Genomic DNA, 17,805 nt, shown 5'->3' on the forward strand with positions numbered 1-17,805 from the left:
ACGAGAGGACCCGCAAGCCGTGACGGCACCCATTCGCTTCCCCCGGTTTTTCGTGACCAGCCCCGCGCCGTGTCCGTACCTGCCGGGCCGCAGCGAGCGGAAGGTTTTCACCGAACTGCGCGGCGAGAGTGCCGACGAGCTTAACGAAGCGCTTGGCCGCATCGGCTTCCGCCGCAGCCAGACCGTCGCCTATCGCCCCTCCTGCCTCGATTGCCAGGCTTGCGTTTCGGTCCGTGTCGTGGCCGGCGAGTTCAAGCCCTCTTCCAGCCAGAAGCGCACGATCAAGTCGAACAGCGATCTCGTCGTGTCCGAATGCCGCCCGTGGGCGACCGAGGAGCAGTACGAGCTGCTTCGTCGTTACCTTGCGGCACGTCATCCCGGTGGCGGCATGGCGGAGATGGACGAATCCGATTTCGCGGATATGGTGGAACATACGCCGGTATCCAGCTATGTCGTTGAATATCGGGAGCCGGGAGTCGGCTGCGAACCGGGTCGACTGGTCGGAGCATGCCTCACGGACGTACAGGGTGACGGGCTGTCGATGATCTACAGCTTCTTCGACCCTGATATTGAGGATCGCGCCGGGCTTGGGAATTTCATCATCCTCGACCACATCCGCCGTGCTGCGGATAATGGGCTGCCTTACGTCTACCTCGGCTATTGGGTCGAAGGGTCGGACCGCATGCAGTACAAGGTCCGCTATCGTCCGATCGAGCGGCTCACCCGCGGCGGATGGGAGCGTATGCCCGAAGACGAACAGAAGCGCCTTATCGGCGCCGCAACCGGAAAGCGCCGCGATGCCGAAGGGACCGCCCTGCCGGCAAAGGACGGCAACCAGCTGGAATACAAACTCGCCGACTGACCGCTTCAGATATTCGCTGACTTCAATCCTCGCCGCGCTGTCGCTGGCAGGGATGCCTGCTGCTGCGCAGGATCGCGATGCGCCCGAGACGCTCGGAGATCTCATTCCCGATAGTGCGGTCGACAATGCCGAGGACTGGGCTTCGCAGGGTACGGACGCGCAGGACGATACCGTGGGAGACGCAGTCCCCGAACCCGACACGCCGATCGAGAGCCCGCAGGGATTTTCGCTTCCCTGGCCCGAGGACATCGAGATCGACGGCGTAGAGCCGCTCGAACCGGAAGGGGATATCGAGTTCGCCGATCTCGATCTTGGCCGTGCGCAGGTCGATATCGAGCAGGCCGAAACCGAACGGCTCGCCGACAATTTGGTGCTTGGCTTTCCGCAAAGCGAACCGCCGTTCTCCGAACGCGGTGATTTCGTCGAACGGTTTTCCGCCCTTTCGACGATCGAAGGGTTGGAAAACGAGGATGCGAGCGTCGCCCAGCTCGCCGCTCGCGCGCGGGAGGACGAGGAGCTCCTCGGCGATCTCCTGCGTGTCTACGGATATTACGACGGGCAGATCATCCGCTCTATCGGCGCGCTCCAGCCCGGAGAGGACGTCGCCACCGAGACACCGACGGTGCGCTTCGATGTCATTCCGGGCAACCGCTATCGCTACGGGACGATCAATCTCGGCAATCTCGACGCTGCGCCCGATTATGAGGAATTGCGCGCTTCCTTCGGAATATATTCGGGCGACTATTTGCAAAGCGATACGATCGTGCAGGAGCAATTCTCGCTAGATCGCAAGCTGGGCGAGACCGGTTATGCATTCGCCAAGATCGACGAGCCCCAGCTCCTGATCGATCACGAACGCGAGGAAGGCGATCTTATACTAGATGTCGAACCGGGCGGCAAGTATGTGTTCGGCGGTGTCGTCAGCAGCGATCCGAAGTTCCTTTCGGGCCGGCACCTGGGCTCCATCGCGCGTTTCCAGGAAGGCGACGTCTATCAGCGCAGCCTCTCGCTGGACCTTCGCCGTGCCGTGACCGCCACGGGTCTCGTTTCCTCGGTCAGCGTCACCCCGCGCGAGGTTACCCCGCCGCAAGGCGATCAGCCCGGCGTCGTCGAGATGGACGTCGATCTGGAGCGGGCCAAGCTGCGCACCATCGCCGGTGCGATCGGTTACGGTTCGGAAGAGGGCTTCCGCCTCCAGGCAAGCTGGGAGCATCGCAACCTCTTCCCGCCCGAGGGCTCGCTCAGGCTGCGCGCAATCCTCGGTACGCAGGAGCAGCTGGGCGGTGTCACCTTCCGCAAGAACAATTTCGGCGGCCGCGACAAGGTTCTCACACTCGACGCCTATGCCTCGGCGCAGGACACCGTCGCCTATGATGCCAACACCGTCGCCCTGACCGGCACCTACGAGCGGCTCTCGACGCTCCTGTTCCAAAAACCCTTCAGCTGGTCGCTAGGGGCGACGGTCCTTGCCTCGGACGAACGCAATCGCGTGATCGGAGGCGTGCCGAGGCCGCGCCAGACCTATCTCGTTGCGGCCCTGTCCGGCCGCGCACAGATCGATACGACCGACTCGCTGCTCGATCCCACGCAAGGGTTCAGGGTGGCGGGCTTCGTTTCTCCCACGACCTCGCGCACTGAGGGCGATCAGTACTATTACCTCGCGAACCAGGCCGACGCCTCCTATTACCAGTCGGTCGGTTCAAATATCGTCGCAGCCGGACGCTTTCGCTATGCGAGCATCGTCGGCGCGCCGATCTTTGCGATCCCGCCGTCGCGCAGGCTCTATGCTGGCGGAGGCGGTTCTGTCCGCGGTTACGGCTATCAGGCGATCGGTCCCAAGAACGACTTCGGCGAGCCCACTGGCGGACGCAATCTCGTGGAAGCCTCGGTGGAAGCGCGCATCGGTACGGGCTTTTTTGACGGCGCAGTATCGGTCGTCCCGTTCTTCGATCTCGGCGCGGTGTCGATCGAGGAAACACCCGATTTCCGTTTCGTGAAATACGGCGCCGGCGTGGGCCTGCGCTATGACACCGGCTTCGGCCCGCTGCGCCTCGACGTCGGTTTCCCGCTCAATCCGGATCCCGAAGATGCGCCGGTGGCAGTCTATGTTTCGCTGGGACAGGCATTCTGATGGCTGCAACTGAGGACACAGAGGTGCAGCCGCGCCGGTTCCGCAAGCGCCGGTTGGGCAAATGGGTGCTCGGCATTGTCGGCGCCTTGCTGCTCGTGATCCTCGGAGCGCTCGCGCTTCTCAACACGCCTATCGGCGAGCGTTTCCTTGCCGATCGCATCGCCCGCCAGACCTTTCCGAACGGGCTCAACATCCGCATCGGGCGGATCGAGGGCAATATCTATGGCGAGGCGGTGCTTCACGACGTCGCCCTTTCGGATCCCAAGGGCGTTTTCCTGACGATCCCGCGCGCCGAGGTGGACTGGAACCCGCGCGCATGGCTCAACAATCGCCTCGATATCGACAGTTTCGTAGCACGCCGGGCGACACTGGCCAGACTACCGGAATTCCTGCCGAGCGAGACCGAGGGCCCGATCCTGCCGGGCTTCGACATTTCGCTCGACCGGCTGGAAATCGATGCCCTGACGCTTGCTCCGGCCATCACCGGCGGTGGAACCGAACAGGTCGACCTGCTCGCCGAAGTGCAAGTCGAGGACCGGCGTCTCTTCGTCGACGGGAACGCTGCGCTGGGTGCAAACGACAGCCTGGCGCTGCTGCTCGATGCAGAACCTGATGGCGACCGCTTCGATCTTGCCGCGCAGGTGCGTGCTGCCGACGATGGCGTGCTGGTCGGAATGCTGGGGCTTCCGCGCGGCTATCGGGCGGACCTTGCAGGCGAGGGCACGTGGTCGCAGTGGCGTGGCGGCTTGCTCGTGCGGGCCGGAGACGAGCGGATCGCCGCACTCCGTATCACAAACCAGGGCGGCACGTTCGGAGCGGTTGGCAAAGTCGATCCGAGCGATTTCCTCAGTGGCACGATCGCCAATGCCGTAGGCGAGGACGTCGCGATCTCCTCGCGCGTGGAGATCGACAACCGGGCGTTCGACGGACGGACAGTCGTGGTTGGGAGCGGTATCCGCTTCGAAGGCGAGGGGCTCGTCGATCTTGCCGAGAACAGGGTCGACGACTTTGAAGTCGTGGCTCGCCTTACCGATCCGGCGATCTTCGGCGAGAATTTACGGCTCGAGAACGCGCGTCTCGATGCAACCCTCAACGGTCCGTTCAGCGACCTCGCGATCATTCACGACCTGCGCGTGGCAAGGCTTCAGGCCGGAACTGCCGAACTGGACGACCTGCGCCAGCGCGGGACGCTCTCCTACGATGGCTCGACCTGGCGCTTGCCGCTCGCGCTTTCGGTATCGCGGGTTCGAACCGGCAATGCGCTGGCCGACGCGCGTCTTGTCAATGGCGATGGACGCGGTCGGCTGATGCTGTCCGGAAGCCAGCTGACCGGCGACGATATTCGCCTCTCCTTCCGCGGCCTCGCAGCCAATTTGGCCTTGCGCGGCAATCTCGATGCGGGTCGCTACCAGCTGCGCGGACCGGTTCGCGCGAACGGCATAGCTCTCGACAATGTGGGTGTTGCGGGCGGCACGGCGCTGGTCGACCTGGATGTCCTGCCCTCGGGCTGGAGGATTGGTGCACAGCTGGACGCGCGCGTCTCGCCGGTCAGCAACGACACGCTGGCCAATCTTGCCGGTCCCGCGATCCGCGTGCGCGGGGGAATTGCAACCAGCAATGGGGCAGCGATCGACTTCGACGATATGACAGTGTCGTCGGAAAAGCTCACCATGGCGCTGGATGGTGCCATTGCCGACAGCACCACGACTCTGGCCGGTCGGGGCACTCACACGCAATATGGCGACTTCACCGTCGAAGGCCAGATCGAAGACGGCGCGCCCACTGCCGAACTGGTGTTTGCAAAGCCTTTCACCGGGCTCGAAAACGTTCGTGTCGCGATTGCGCCGAGCGAAGAGGGCTTCTCCATCGATACTGCGGGCGATTCCGTCCTCGGCCCGTTCGACGGCGTCCTCGCGCTGTTGGCACCGCAAGACGGACCCACGCGCATCGATATCCAGCGTCTCGAGGTCTCCAATACCGACATTTCCGGCGACCTGACATTGGTCGACGGCGGCGCGCGCGGCGATCTCGCGCTTGCAGGCGGCGGATTGAATGGGACCATCGCCCTTGCGCCAAGGCAGGGCAGGCAGGGCATCGGCCTCGACCTGTCAGCCCGCAATGCGAGTTTCGGCGGCGATACACCCCTGACGATCGGCCGTGCGCAAATCGATGCGGAGGGGCTCATCGGCGATGGTTCGACGAGTTTCTCGGGCACGGCCAGCGCGCAGGGCATCCAGTATGGCACGGTGTTCATCGGGCGGCTTGCGGCAAGGGGAGAGGTCGAAAACGGCGTCGGTAGTGTCGATGCGAGTATCGCCGGAAGGCGCGGCAACCGCTTCGCGCTGGACCTGAATGCGCAATTCCGGCCCGAGCGGATTGCCGTGGCAGCGCAGGGCCAGTTCTCTGGTCGCCAGATATCCATGCCGAGGCGCGCTGTCCTGACCGCGCTCGACGGCGGCGGATGGAAGCTGGCTCCCACCCAGCTCAACTTTGGCGATGGCGCAGCGATTGCTTCGGGCATGTATGCGCCCGATGAGGCTGCGCTGGAGCTCAAGCTTGCCAGCATGCCGCTCTCGCTTGTCGATGTTGCGGTAGAAGACCTCGGCCTCGGCGGAACCATGTCGGGCATAGTCGCCTTCCGTAGCCCCCGCGGCGGGCTGCCGACCGGCACCGCGCGTGTGAAGGTCGATGACCTCACACGCTCCGGCCTGGTTCTCTCCTCCAAGCCTGTCGACCTCTCGCTACTGGCCGAACTGACGGAAACGAGCCTGGAAGCGCGCGCGGTACTCGCCAATGAGGATATCCGGCGGGGCCGGGTGCAGGCCGTGATCACCGGCATGCCTGCCTCGGGCGATCTTACGCAGCGGCTCCGCGCAGGTCGCCTCGACGGTCAATTGCGCTATCAGGGCGCGGCCGAGAGCCTGTGGCGCCTTGCCGCGATCGAGGCCTTCGACCTCACGGGGCAGGTCGCCTTGGCCGCCAATGCCAGCGGGACGCTCGCTTCGCCGCAAGTGCGTGGCACCGTCGCCAGCGATGACCTGCGCGTGCGAAGTGCTTTGTCGGGCACCGACATCCAGGGTGTCAGCGTGCGCGGCAAGTTTGCCGGTTCGCGGCTCCAGCTCACCCGCTTTGCCGGGACGACCGATAATGGCGGCACGGTAACGGGCAGCGGGATCGTCGATCTCGAGGGCCTTGGTGAGCGAGTGCAAGGCAGGCTGGTCGAGATCCGCGGGCCGACGCTCGATCTGAGGGCCAGCGCGAAGAATGCGCAGCTGCTCCAGGCCAATGGTCTCAGCGCGACGATCACCGGGCCACTAAGGATCGTCTCCAATGGGCTTGGCGGCACGATCGCAGGCCGCGTGACGATCGATCGGGCAAGCTGGTCGCTGGGATCTGCTGCCGAAGACATGCGCCTGCCCGTCATTCCCACGCGCGAGATCAATGCGCCCGCAGACCGTGCTGCACGCGTGGCCCCGGGCAGGCCGTGGCGTTACCTGATCGACGCCAAGGGCCGCAGCCGGATCGACGTCGATGGCATGGGCCTCGACAGCGAATGGGGCGCCGACATCATCCTGCGCGGGACGACCGACGACCCGCGCATCGGCGGCAGCGCGGAAGTTGTCCGTGGCGACTACACCTTCGCGGGCACGCGGTTCGAACTCACGCGCGGCGAGATCGATTTCGACGCAAACGTCCCGATCGATCCGCGGCTCGACATCCGTGCGGAGACCGAAAGGGACGGGGTCGACGTGATCGTGACCGTAACCGGAAGTGCGCAGCAGCCCGAAGTGACCTTCAGTTCCGATCCTGCCCTGCCTGAGGAGGAAATCCTCGCGCGGCTGCTGTTCGGCGGATCGATCACCACGCTCTCTGCAACCGATGCGCTCCAGCTTGGCGCAGCGCTGGCAAGCCTTCGTGGCGGTGGCGGGATGGATCCGATCAACCAGCTTCGCAGCGCGATCGGCCTTGACCGGCTGCGCATCGTTTCGGCCGATCCCGCGCTCGAACGCGGGACGGGCGTTGCGCTGGGCAAGAATTTCGGCCGCCGCTTTTACGTGGAAATCATCACCGATGGCCGCGGTTACAGCGCGACCGAGGTCGAGTTCCGCATCACCAGCTGGCTATCGCTGCTGGGAAGCGTCTCGACCATCGGTCGCGAGAGTGTGGTGGTGGAAGTCAGCCGCGACTATTGATGGCGTTAGCCTGCGTCGCCGGGGATCATGACGGCGTCGACAGGGATGATCACGCCATTGGCGGCCTGTGTGGCCGCTCCGTTGAAGCGCGCAACCTCGCCCGAGGGGTTGGTCGCAACGACCGTCTCGCCATCCATCGAAAAGGTAAGGTCACCGCCACCGAACGTGGTCATCGTCACCCCGCCGCCCTGGCTTTCGATGGCAGCCGTGATGTCTTCGGGCGTCAGGTGGCCGGGCAGGATGTGTTCGCGTAGCACGCCGGCAAGGACCGGGCGCTGCTCTTCGGTCATCAAGGACTGGCCTTTTTCGCCCAGCGCGTTGAAAGCCTCGTCACTTGGTGCCAGCACCGTGTAGCTGGCCGGGCCATCGAAGATCGAATTGAGCTGCGCGCTGGAGATGGCGCCACTGAAACTCGCCATTTCGGGCAGGTCGCCAAGGGCGGCCGCCAGCGTCCGCGTGGTGTAGTCCTGCGTCTCCCCGACGCTATCGGTGGTTTCGCCGCTGCTGCACGCCGGGAGCATGGCCAGCCCGGCAATTGCACCGGCCAGCACGAAGGGCTTCGTGAAGTTGGTCTTCATCTTGTTTCTCCAGATTAGATGAGCAGGTCGATCGCCGCGGCGACGAGGCGCGTTTCGGGGTCGATCTGGTACACATATCCGTCCGAATAGCGGTACATGCGATCCGGGCTGTCGTAGTAGCGGTCCCTGTATGCATAGGGGACGTTGTAGACGTCGTAACCGCGCGGCATGGGCTGGCCGACGGTGATTTCGTTACCCGTGATAAGCGCTGCCACCGAGGTGATCGCAGCATCTTCGGGATCGACCCGGTAGATCACGTTATCGGCGTAGCGATAGCGATCGGGACCGCCGAGATTATAATAGTCGACATAATAATCCGGCACTTCGTAGCTGCGATATCCGCTCGGCCAGACATTGCCGATACCAAGTGCGCCGCCGAGCAGGGGGATCCAGCCGGATACATCGCCCCGATCGCCGTAGCGAACAAGATACCCGTCATTGTAGTAATAGTCTCCGCGGCCGTAATTGTTCAGGCCGAAAAGGCTCGGGCGATAGGCCGAACCGAAGAGGCTCCGCTCATACTGATCGCGGACCTGTCCCGGAGGATTGCATCCGTTGCGCTTCTTCGCGAGGCCCGGAGGGCAGCCCTGGATGAGACCGCGCGAGCGATCTTCTGTAAGCCAGCCGTAATCGCGATCACCGCGCATCACGCGGCGATCGTCACGGTCATCATAGGTCACGCGCACATCGCGACGATCGGCGGCATTATCGCGACCCTGTCCGTTCCCGCGGCGCTCGGCCTGACGGGCCTGGCCATTGCCCCGGCGCTCGGCCGAGTTCTCGCGCCGTTCGACACGCCGCTCTACCTGCCGGTCCTGCCGTTTGTCGCTCCGGTCGGGGCCACGATCTGCACGGGCATTGCCATTCCCGTTGCCATTACCATTGCCCTTCTGGCCTTGGGCGGCAGCGGGCTTGTTGCCTGAATTGCCCTGACCATTACCCTTGCCATTTCCCTGGGCGTAAGCCCCGCTTGCGGCGAGCGCGATAGCCGCCGCTCCAGCCATGATTAGACGCATTTCAATACTCCTTTGTCTTCCCCAACGGGGAGAAAAGGCATCGGGTTCCGGCCATTTCCGGGCGATCGTCAAGCTTGGGGGCTGTTCAGCCGCGATAGAGGGCCACTTCCGCACGTCGACGACGAACCAGACCCTTCAGCACGCGGCCACCGGCATGTTTCCACTTGGCGAACTCCCGAGCAGCCGCCTCGTGGTCGCCTGCAACATGTCGGCGGGTGAGCGTCGCACGGGCGATTGCGCCGGTGTTGTAGTGGAAGCTCACAAGCGCATCGAACTGCCCCTGCGTCGTCGGAGCATCTCCGATAGCCTCGCGCACTTCAGCTGCATGACGCGCAATGTCCGCGTCGAGGCGCGCATCGCATTGTGCCTGTGTCCAGACGGTGCCTTCAGAGATGTCCGCACCAGTCGCGCCCCAGCCGATCGTCCACGGGTCGCCGCCGGTTCCGGGATCGGGATAGGCTTCCACCATGCCATCGCGGCGCATTTTCGCGCAGCCTTCGAAGGTCTTGATCAGTTGGAGGCCAGCCTCTGAGACCCCGCAGGATGGAACGGCTGGAACACCATCCCAGGGCAATTCGAGCGAAGCCTCGATCGCGGCATCCAGGCGATCCACTTCGGACTGCCGGAAACCACGCCCGAGCATGCCGCGGACGGTATCGAACAGGGATTTGCGATTCATGGATTGCACCTCTTGCTAGGGGACGAGGTGCGGCAAATAGGCACAAGGATATCGCGTAGGAAAACGATCTTGGCCGGGGAGCAGGATCAGCCTTGGGTGCCTGCACCCTCTCCCGCGTCACTCTTCTCCGTGCCGGGCCGGCCATGTGGATAGAGCGTGGCGTAAACTTCGTCGAGCGTCAGGCGCTCGTAGTGCATTTCGGGCGGCTCGTGCGGCTTCTCGACCTTGCCCATGCGGACGACCAGGCTGTCGCTATCCTCGTCGACATAGCTGTCTTGACGCGCCGAAGCGCGAAGTACGCGGGCATCGTCAGGCGGCGCAAGTTCTGCGCATAGCTCGTGCGCGAGTAGGGACACGTCGAATTCTTCGGCGAACTCAAGGCCGTAGTGCTGGCCTGCGATCCAGCGGATGGTTGCAGCGATTTCGCCCGATGCGGCAAGCGACAGGCGGACCTCGTCTCCGCTCGTCAAATTGTTGGCCTGCGTGATGGCGACCATGGCACCGTGCTTGGAGATATTGCGCAGCCGGGCTGTCGCGTCGCGGTCCTTCCAGCGAAGCTTGCCGATGAAAACCAATGGGTGGCGCTTCTGGATGCCGCGCTGTTCGGCGCCGATCAGCGGCTTGGCATTATAGCTTTCCATCGCCCGTTCGCGCGCAATCGTCTTGACGATGAAGTCCTGCACGCCGGCTTCTGCGATGATCACGGTTTCCGCGATGAATTCGAGGCCGACGCGGCCCCTCCGCCCCCAGCGTACAGCTGTCGTGATCGGTGCGCATTCGTCGATCGCAAGGCGAACGGTGGTCCCGATGGGCGCATTGCCTTCATACCCGATCATGACGCCGTTGGAGGACAGGTTGATCACCTTCACCTCGTGTTCGTCACCGTCGATCAGGGCCTTTGCTTTCGTGCCTTCGAGATAGTGACGATCTTCATTGCGCTGGTGGATGCTGCGCTTGCCCCGGCGCGGGATGGCGACGGCTCCGAGGCCGGAAGCCTGCGGGTCCTGTTTGCGTTTCTTTTTCTGGATAATCACGTCCGCACGCGTTTCAGCGACCTTTTCGGTGATATCCTTGCGCCAGAAATTCATGTCTTTCCCGTGTTGCCGGAGGATCCGAGGACTCACGACTATCTCCAGCACCCTAAAAAAGCGTGTAGGGCGGGAGAGGGGCAACCTGCTGGAATGGAGAAGGGGCGCCCGGATCGCTCCGGACGCCCCTCTATCTGGCCCCTCCTGCGTGCAGGAGAGGTGTCTCCAGCTTGCTCTTAGGAGCTGTAATACATGTCGAATTCGACCGGGCAGGGCGTCGTTTCGACGCGCAGGACTTCTTCCCACTTCAGTTCGGCATAAGCGTCGATCTGGTCCTTGGTGAAGACGTCGCCCTTGAGCAGGAACTCGTGGTCGGCTTCGAGTGCCTCGAGCGCTTCGCGCAAGCTGCCGCACACGGTCGGAACGTCCGCGAGTTCTGCCGGGGGCAGGTCGTAGAGGTTCTTGTCCATGGCTTCGCCCGGGTGGATCTTGTTCTGGATCCCGTCGAGACCGGCCATCAGCAGCGCGGCATAGGCGAGGTAGGGGTTGGCCATCGCATCGGGGAAGCGGAATTCGACGCGCTTTGCCTTGTCGCCCGCACCGTAAGGGATACGGCAGGCTGCCGAGCGGTTGCGCGCCGAGTAGGCGAGCAGCACCGGCGCTTCGAAGCCCGGCACCAGGCGCTTGTAGCTGTTGGTGGTCGGGTTGGTGAAGGCGTTCAGGGCCTTGGCGTGCTTGATGACGCCGCCGATGTAGTAGAGGCAGTTTTCGCTCAGGCCGCCATACTGGTTGCCGGCGAAGGTCGGCTTGCCGTCGTCCCAGATGGACATGTGGGTGTGCATGCCGCTGCCGTTATCGTCCTTGATCGGCTTGGGCATGAAGGTTGCCGTCTTGCCGTAGATATGGGCGACCTGGTGAACGACATACTTGTAGATCTGCAGGTTGTCGGCGGTTTCGACCAGCGTGCCGAAGGTAACGCCAAGCTCGTGCTGGGCGGCGGCCACTTCGTGGTGGTGCTTGTCGCAGGGGAGGCCCATTTCGAGCATGGTCGAAACCATCTCGCCGCGGATGTCGACGGCGCTGTCGACCGGGGCCACGGGGAAGTAGCCGCCCTTGGCGCGGGGACGGTGGGCAAGGTTGCCGCTCTCGTATTCCTTGCCGGTGTTGGTCGGCAGTTCGATGTCGTCGATGGCATAGCCCGATCCGGCATAGCCGTCTTCGAAGCGAACATCGTCGAACATGAAGAATTCGGCTTCCATGCCGACATAGATCGTGTCGCCGAGGCCGGTGCTCTTCACGAAGCTTTCGGCGCGCTTGGCGGTCGAACGCGGGTCACGCGAATAGAGTTCGCCGGTCGACGGCTCGACGATGTCGCAGAACAGGATCAGCATGGGTTCGGCGCTGAACGGATCGACATAGACACGGTCGAGGTCGGGGCGCAGGATCATGTCGCTTTCATTGATGACCTTCCAGCCGGCGATCGACGAACCGTCGAACATCAGGCCGTCTTCGAGCTGGTCTTCGTCAAGCGCGCCTGCAACCATGGTCAGGTGCTGCCACTTGCCCTTGGGGTCCGTGAACCTGAGATCGACCCACTCGATGCCTTCGTCCTCGATACGCTTCAGGACGTCTTTCGCACTTGCCATGTTGATTGTCTCCGTTGGGATTGTTCGTATTGCGCCCGCCGCGTGACGGGCAGGGATTGATTAGATCGCGTCTTCGTCTTTTTCGCCGGTGCGGATGCGCAGGGCGCTCTCGATCGCGCTGACGAAGATCTTGCCGTCGCCGATGCGCCCGGTCTGGGCGGCAGAAGCGATCGCTTCGACGGTCCGTTCCGCGATATCGCTGGGCACGATGACCTCGAGCTTTACCTTGGGCAGGAAGTCGACGACATATTCGGCGCCGCGATAGAGTTCGGTATGGCCTTTCTGGCGGCCGAAGCCCTTGGCTTCGGTGACGGTGATGCCGGATACGCCGATCTCGTGCAGCGCCTCCTTCACCTCGTCGAGCTTGAAGGGCTTGATGATCGCTTCGATCTTTTTCACGTGTCCACCGGTCCCGTCTGAGCCGTGCGGGAAAGAGTCCGCACACTGGCCTAATGTGTTCTTGCGCGCGACGTTCCAAGAAACGTGCCAAGTGCACGAATGGCGGAATTCGGGGATTTGGCAGAGCGGGCTTGCCGGGACCTGCTCAAAGGCTGGACGCGGGCTGCCTAAAAATTAGGCAGAGGGCAGTTTGAGACCTGCAGTTTCGGGCAGGCCGCACAGCAGGTTGAGGTTCTGCACGGCAGCGCCGCTGGCACCCTTGCCGAGGTTGTCGAGCCTTGCCACGAGGCGCGCATTCCAACCGCCTTCATTGCCGAAAATGAACAGCTCGAGGCCGTCGCTAGGCTCGCTATCGGTCTCCAAGAGCATTTCGCCCACGACCTGCTTTTCGTGCACGGTCACGACCGGCGCGTCGCGGTAGAATTCCGCGAGGCAATCGCGCAGCGCGTCGGCATGCGGGTCGCTCTCCATGGCGCCGAGATGGAGCGGCACCTCGACGATCATCCCGCGATAGGCAGGCACGACCGAAGGTGCGAAGAGGACCGGGTGTTCTAGCCCGGCGTGTTCCTTCATTTCGGGAAGGTGCTTGTGCGCAAGGTCATAGCCATAGGCACGGAAGGCGGGCGCACCCTCGGCCTCGAAGCGCTCGATCAGCGCCTTGCCGCCGCCGGAATATCCGCTGACCGCATTGACCGTATAGGGCCAGTCGGCGGGCAACAGGCCTTCGCGTACGAGCGGCGCAATAAGGCCGAGAAAACCGGTGGGATAGCACCCCGGGTTGCTGACGCGACGGGCATCGGAGACGCGCGCTGCACCGACCAGTTCGGGGAAGCCGTAACACCAGCCCTCGGCGGTGCGATGGGCGCTGGAGGCATCGATTACCCGTGTGCCACCAGCCGGATCGATCAGCTCGACCGCTTCGCGCGCGGCATCATCGGGCAGGCAGAGGATGGCGACGTCGGCTTCGTTCAGCGCCTCGCGCCGTGCCCCGGTGTCCTTGCGGCGGGCATCGTCCAGCGTGATGAGCGAGAATTCGCTGCGCCCCTCGAGGCGCTCGGCGATTTCAAGGCCGGTCGTGCCGGCCGCGCCGTCGATGAAGACCTTATGCGTCACTGTCGCTGGCAAGAGTGCTCGCGCGCACATATCCGCTCGGACCTTCGGGTCCGCAGGTGATCCAGGCCCAGTCGCCCGCCTGGTCGAGCAGTTCGACAGGAGAGCCCGCATCGAGGGTCACGCCGTCATCTGCATCGTCGCGCATGCCGATCTTGAGTGTGGCAGCGCGGTCGCCGATCTGGCGGACCTTGGGGATGACATAGTGGGCGGCGAGGAAGGAATCTGCCAGTGCGATATGCGCAAGGTCGCCGCGCAGCGGCAGCGTGCCGGGCGCAGGCTTCACGATCGGACCCTTCAGTCCGACGATACCCGTTGGCAATTCGTAATTCGCAGCTTCGCTCACGCTGAAATCCCTGTTGCAGATGCGGGCGCTTAACCCCGGCAGGTGTCCGGGGCAAGCGCGAGAAACGGACTATGCCGCTTTGAAACGCTTTTGGAGCATGTGCCACGAAGCGCGCAGGCCGTAGGCGTCACCACCCTTGGGCCGGCCCGGCTTGGCAGAGGGTCGCCATGCGAAGGTGTCGAAATGCGCCCAGTCGATCCCTTCGCCCACGAATTTGTCGAGGAACAGGCCGGCGACGCTCGCCCCTGCGAACGAGTTGCCATGCGCGTTGTTGGTGTCGGCAATGTCCGATGCCAGCCACTCGGCATAGCCTTCGGGCAGGGGCAGGCGCCACGGTTCGTCATCGACCGCGCGACCGGCAGCGATCAGGGCGTCCGCAGTCTCGTCACGCCGGGTCATCAGGGCAGGGTAATCCGGACCGAGCGCCACGCGGGCTGCACCTGTCAGGGTGGCGAAATCGATGATGAATTCCGGGTTCTCTTCCGAAGCGCGGGTCAAGGCATCGCCAAGGATGAGGCGGCCTTCGGCATCGGTGTTGCCGATCTCGACGGTCAGTCCCTTGCGCGAATTGAGCACGTCGCCGGGACGGAATGAGTTGCCGGAAATCGCGTTCTCGACGGCTGGCACTAACAGGTGCAACCGCACCGGCAGTTTGGCACCCATGATGAGCCCCGCAAGCGCGATCGCATGGGCAGCGCCGCCCATGTCCTTTTTCATCAGGAGCATGCCCGTGGAGCTCTTCACATCGAGCCCGCCGCTATCGAAGCACACGCCCTTGCCGACCACGGCGATCACCGGATCGCTTTCCTTGCCCCAGGTCAGGTGCATCAGGCGCGGTGCGTGACTGCGGGCAGCCGCACGGCCGACCGCGTGGACCATCGGATAATCCTGCTCCAGCGTATCGCCGCGAACGACCGACAGCTTGCCGCCGTGGTCCTTGGCCAGCTTCTCGCACTGTTTTTCCAGCGCCGCCGGACCCATGTCCTCTGCAGGGGTATTCACGAGATCGCGGACAAGGCAAACCGCCTTCGCTTCGGCGATCGCATTGTCGATCTTGCCCGCTTCCTTGGTCAGCAAGATGCGCGGACCGGTAGGGTTGGTCGGCTTCTTGTAGCGTTCGAAGGAGTATTGCGCGGTCTGCCAGCCATGGAGGGCTGGGCCGGGTTCACCGCTGGCGCGGCGATAAGTGCCCTCGGGAAGCGCTTCGGCGAGCTTCGCCATGCACCAGCTGGAAAGCTCGTCGGGATTGGCGACGCCGCCGACGGCAAACCAGCCATCGCCATCGGGTACGATCGCAACCTGGTATCCGCTTCCGTCGAACTTCTGTCCTGCCAGCGATGCGCGCTGTCCGGCGGAAAGCGATTTCACCCAGTCGGGAAACCCGTCCTTGTTCACCAGATGGATGGGGATAGCCTCCTGTCCACGGTCCGCTTGGATTAGGTCGGCTTTGTCGGCCATGATATGTCCCTTGAATACGAAGTAGGTCTTGCGAAGGTAATTCGATGCGTGCGCCCCTGTTCCTGATTTCGCTCGCCCTGTCGAGCGCAGGATGTTCCGAACAGGCAGACGAAGGCGCGGTCGATCCACCGGTGGCCGAGACTCCGCCCGCCCCACCGACCCCGCCCGAGCCGTCGCCCGACGCAGTCACTTTAGACGATGATGAGAAACGCAGCGGCGGCACGCGCGAATTCGCCTATAGCTGGCCCGCGGCGGTCAATGCGCAGCCTGCCCTCGCGGCACAGTTCGAAAAGGAACGCGACGCAGCGCTCGCTTCGCAAAAGAAGGAGTGGGAGCAGTCGCTGGTCGACTTTCCAGGCGACTGCGTGAGCTGCAAGGCGCGCGGGTATGAAAAGGAATGGCAAGTCGTGGCCGACCTCCCCGACTGGCTGAGTCTTTCGGCAGACATCTATGAATATACCGGCGGCGCCCATGGCAATTACACCAAGCAGTCGCTCGTCTGGGACAAACAGGCAGGGACCAGCGTCGCGGGGATCGACCTGTTCACATCGCCCGTCGCCCTGGAGAACGCTCTTGGCGCGAGGCTGTGCAACGCGCTCGACCGTGCACGCGAAGCGAAGCGCGGTATCAAGATCGATCGCGCTTCGGGCGATCTGTTCAACGATTGCCCCGGGCTCGACGAAGCGAGCGTCCTGATCGGTTCTTCGAATGGCCAGACGTTCGACCGGATCGGCGTCTATTTCGGGCCCTATGTTGCAGGCCCCTATGCCGAGGGCGACTACGAGCTCAATTTCCCGGTCACCGCTTCGGTAATCGATGCCGTGAAGCCGGAATATGCCAGCGCTTTCAGGGTGAAACGCTGACGCTCTCGCAATTCGCGCGCAGCATCGCTACATGGACGCGCATGACCGAATATCAGGTAATCGACAGCGAACAGACCGTCTATCGAGACGGAACCATCAAGCTCCACGGGCCGGAAGGTTTCGAGGGCATGCGCAAGGCTGGACGCCTTGCAGCAGAGATCCTCGACGAGCTCACCGGTTTCGTCGCGCCGGGTGTGACCACCGGCGAGATCGACGACAAGGTTCGCGGCATGATGCTCGATGCGGGCGCCGTTCCGGCAACGATGGGCTATCGCGGCTATGCGCACAGCTGCTGCACCTCGATCAATCATGTCATCTGCCACGGTATTCCGGGCGAGAAGGCCCTGAAGGACGGCGATATTGTCAATATCGACGTGACCCCGCTTGTCGACGGCTGGCACGGCGATACGAGCCGCATGTATTTTGCCGGTGAGCCTGCGCTCAAGGCCCGCAAGCTGGTCGACGTGACCTACGAATGCCTCATGCTCGGCATCGAGGCCGCCAGCCAGCCGGGTGCGCGTCTCGGCGATATCGGTGCGGTGATCGAAGCGCATGCAAAGTCGCACCGCTATGGCGTGGTGCAGGAATTCTGCGGCCACGGCCTCGGCCGCCTGTTCCACGATGCACCGGAGGTGATCCACACCGGCCGCAAGGGCACCGGCCCGCTGCTGAAGCCGGGCATGTTCTTCACCATCGAACCGATGATCAATCTCGGCCGCCCGCATGCGAAAATGCTGCGCGACGGCTGGACTGCGGTGACGCGCGACAAGTCGCTCTCGGCGCAGTTCGAACATTCGATCGGTATTACCGAAGACGGCGTGGAAATCTTCACCACCAGCCCCAAGGGCTTGCACCAGCCGCCCTACTAAGCGTCTATTCGGGTTCGTCCCGCGTCGACTGCTCAAGGAACAGCTTTTCCTTGGCCTCGGCGCGGCTGCTCGAGATGACGTGGTCGACGCCTTCGATGGTGATCGCGAGCTCGCTTTCCTGCGTGATTTCGATGAAGCCCTTCGACTTCAGGTACCAGATGTGGAAGTCGAAACTCTCGTCCGAACAGTCGAGGTCGTTCTGGATGTGGTAGGGCATCACCCCCGGCTGGCCCGCCTTCTCGCGGCGGCGCTTGTATAGTGCCAGCAGCAGCTTTTCATGGATTTCTGCATCCTCGACCGCGGTCGAACCGTCGATGACAATATCGTCGCGCGGCTGCGGCTTGGCGGGATCGATACCCTTCTCGGCAGCATAGGCACGGTCGTAATCGGCGCGTTTGCGGGCGTCCTTGAGGACCTTGTAGGCGCGCGTGACTTCTTGGAACTTGTCGACGTCCGCCGTGTCCGAATGATCCGGATGATAAAGCTGCGCGAAATGACGATAGGCCTTTTCCACGATCGAGCGTTCGCAGAACGGATCGACCTGCAGCATTGCGTAGAGGTCTACAAAATCTTCGTCGTCTTCCACCGTTGCCCCCGTAGCGGTGCCTGTTCGCGTCTAATACTCAA

The 17,805-nt window shown here is 63.4% G+C and carries 15 protein-coding genes; 5 read left to right on the plus strand and 10 right to left on the minus strand.

What is annotated here, in order from left to right; genetic code table 11:
* Nucleotides 1–19: 19 nt before the first annotated feature.
* From K3136_RS12075 to K3136_RS12085, 3 genes are read left to right on the plus strand one after another with little or no spacing between them, the layout of a single operon-like run.
* The gene (locus K3136_RS12075) at nt 20–862 is read left to right on the plus strand and encodes an arginyltransferase (protein ID WP_221430553.1); all 843 of its coding nucleotides are present in this window, start codon (nt 20–22) and stop codon (nt 860–862) included.
* A gap of 52 nt (nt 863–914) precedes the next feature.
* Nucleotides 915–2,993: an autotransporter assembly complex protein TamA gene (locus K3136_RS12080; protein WP_247711350.1), complete on the plus strand. Its 2,079-nt coding sequence runs from the start codon at nt 915–917 to the stop codon at nt 2,991–2,993.
* The gene (locus K3136_RS12085) at nt 2,993–7,186 is read left to right on the plus strand and encodes a translocation/assembly module TamB domain-containing protein (protein ID WP_221430554.1); all 4,194 of its coding nucleotides are present in this window, start codon (nt 2,993–2,995) and stop codon (nt 7,184–7,186) included. Before K3136_RS12080 ends, K3136_RS12085 begins: the two co-directional genes overlap by 1 nt.
* A 5-nt stretch (nt 7,187–7,191) precedes the next feature.
* On the opposite strand, the gene K3136_RS12090 is transcribed toward K3136_RS12085, so the two are convergent.
* The 9 genes from K3136_RS12090 to K3136_RS12130 form a co-directional block, all read right to left on the minus strand.
* Entirely contained in the window at nt 7,192–7,764 is a 573-nt protein-coding gene (locus K3136_RS12090; RefSeq protein ID WP_221430555.1) for a fasciclin domain-containing protein, read from the minus strand.
* 14 nt (nt 7,765–7,778) lie between these two features.
* The gene (locus tag K3136_RS12095; RefSeq protein WP_221430556.1) at nt 7,779–8,780 is read right to left on the minus strand and encodes a hypothetical protein; all 1,002 of its coding nucleotides are present in this window, start codon (nt 8,778–8,780) and stop codon (nt 7,779–7,781) included.
* Between the two features lie 85 nt (nt 8,781–8,865).
* A complete protein-coding gene (locus K3136_RS12100; protein WP_221430557.1) occupies nt 8,866–9,459 on the minus strand; it encodes a lysozyme in 594 nt (197 codons plus the stop codon).
* 86 nt (nt 9,460–9,545) lie between these two features.
* The gene (locus K3136_RS12105) at nt 9,546–10,547 is read right to left on the minus strand and encodes a PilZ domain-containing protein (protein ID WP_221430558.1); all 1,002 of its coding nucleotides are present in this window, start codon (nt 10,545–10,547) and stop codon (nt 9,546–9,548) included.
* 176 nt (nt 10,548–10,723) lie between these two features.
* The gene (gene glnA, locus K3136_RS12110; RefSeq protein WP_221430559.1) at nt 10,724–12,133 is read right to left on the minus strand and encodes a type I glutamate--ammonia ligase; all 1,410 of its coding nucleotides are present in this window, start codon (nt 12,131–12,133) and stop codon (nt 10,724–10,726) included.
* Nucleotides 12,134–12,193: 60 nt separating this feature from the next.
* The gene (locus K3136_RS12115; protein ID WP_221430560.1) at nt 12,194–12,532 is read right to left on the minus strand and encodes a P-II family nitrogen regulator; all 339 of its coding nucleotides are present in this window, start codon (nt 12,530–12,532) and stop codon (nt 12,194–12,196) included.
* 174 nt (nt 12,533–12,706) lie between these two features.
* Nucleotides 12,707–13,645: an N-acetyl-gamma-glutamyl-phosphate reductase gene (gene argC, locus K3136_RS12120; protein ID WP_221430561.1), complete on the minus strand. Its 939-nt coding sequence runs from the start codon at nt 13,643–13,645 to the stop codon at nt 12,707–12,709.
* Nucleotides 13,635–13,988 (minus strand): SH3 domain-containing protein, encoded by a 354-nt coding sequence (locus K3136_RS12125; protein ID WP_221430562.1) that lies wholly within the window; start codon nt 13,986–13,988, stop codon nt 13,635–13,637. The genes argC and K3136_RS12125 overlap by 11 nt, the downstream gene beginning before the upstream one ends.
* Nucleotides 13,989–14,057: 69 nt before the next feature.
* Nucleotides 14,058–15,446: a leucyl aminopeptidase family protein gene (locus tag K3136_RS12130; RefSeq protein WP_221430563.1), complete on the minus strand. Its 1,389-nt coding sequence runs from the start codon at nt 15,444–15,446 to the stop codon at nt 14,058–14,060.
* A 44-nt stretch (nt 15,447–15,490) separates the two neighbouring features.
* Between K3136_RS12130 and K3136_RS12135 the strand changes: the two genes are divergently transcribed.
* Together K3136_RS12135 and map are read left to right on the plus strand one after the other, a co-directional pair.
* Nucleotides 15,491–16,309, plus strand: a complete 819-nt coding sequence (locus K3136_RS12135) for a DUF3298 and DUF4163 domain-containing protein (protein WP_221430564.1) — start codon at nt 15,491–15,493, stop codon at nt 16,307–16,309.
* Between the two features lie 41 nt (nt 16,310–16,350).
* Nucleotides 16,351–17,178, plus strand: coding sequence for a type I methionyl aminopeptidase (gene map / locus K3136_RS12140; protein ID WP_221430565.1), 828 nt, complete (start codon nt 16,351–16,353; stop codon nt 17,176–17,178).
* 4 nt (nt 17,179–17,182) lie between these two features.
* Here the strand turns inward: map and K3136_RS12145 are convergent, their stop codons facing one another.
* Entirely contained in the window at nt 17,183–17,764 is a 582-nt protein-coding gene (locus tag K3136_RS12145) for a DnaJ domain-containing protein (RefSeq protein ID WP_221430566.1), read from the minus strand.
* Between the last annotated feature and the right edge of the window lie 41 nt (nt 17,765–17,805).

The organism is Qipengyuania gelatinilytica, from assembly GCF_019711315.1.
Taxonomy (GTDB): Bacteria; Pseudomonadota; Alphaproteobacteria; order Sphingomonadales; family Sphingomonadaceae; genus Qipengyuania; species Qipengyuania gelatinilytica.

Bases quoted from the DNA above. Each gene is read 5' to 3' on its own strand.
- K3136_RS12080 (WP_247711350.1), top strand. From the start codon at position 915: ATGCCTGCTGCTGCGCAGGATCGCGATGCGCCCGAGACGCTCGGAGAT.
- K3136_RS12085 (WP_221430554.1), top strand. From the start codon at position 2,993: ATGGCTGCAACTGAGGACACAGAGGTGCAGCCGCGCCGGTTCCGCAAG.
- K3136_RS12090 (WP_221430555.1), bottom strand. From the start codon at position 7,764: ATGAAGACCAACTTCACGAAGCCCTTCGTGCTGGCCGGTGCAATTGCC.
- K3136_RS12095 (WP_221430556.1), bottom strand. From the start codon at position 8,780: ATGCGTCTAATCATGGCTGGAGCGGCGGCTATCGCGCTCGCCGCAAGC.
- K3136_RS12100 (WP_221430557.1), bottom strand. From the start codon at position 9,459: ATGAATCGCAAATCCCTGTTCGATACCGTCCGCGGCATGCTCGGGCGT.
- K3136_RS12105 (WP_221430558.1), bottom strand. From the start codon at position 10,547: ATGAATTTCTGGCGCAAGGATATCACCGAAAAGGTCGCTGAAACGCGT.
- glnA (WP_221430559.1), bottom strand. From the start codon at position 12,133: ATGGCAAGTGCGAAAGACGTCCTGAAGCGTATCGAGGACGAAGGCATC.
- K3136_RS12130 (WP_221430563.1), bottom strand. From the start codon at position 15,446: ATGGCCGACAAAGCCGACCTAATCCAAGCGGACCGTGGACAGGAGGCT.
- K3136_RS12135 (WP_221430564.1), top strand. From the start codon at position 15,491: ATGCGTGCGCCCCTGTTCCTGATTTCGCTCGCCCTGTCGAGCGCAGGA.
- map (WP_221430565.1), top strand. From the start codon at position 16,351: ATGACCGAATATCAGGTAATCGACAGCGAACAGACCGTCTATCGAGAC.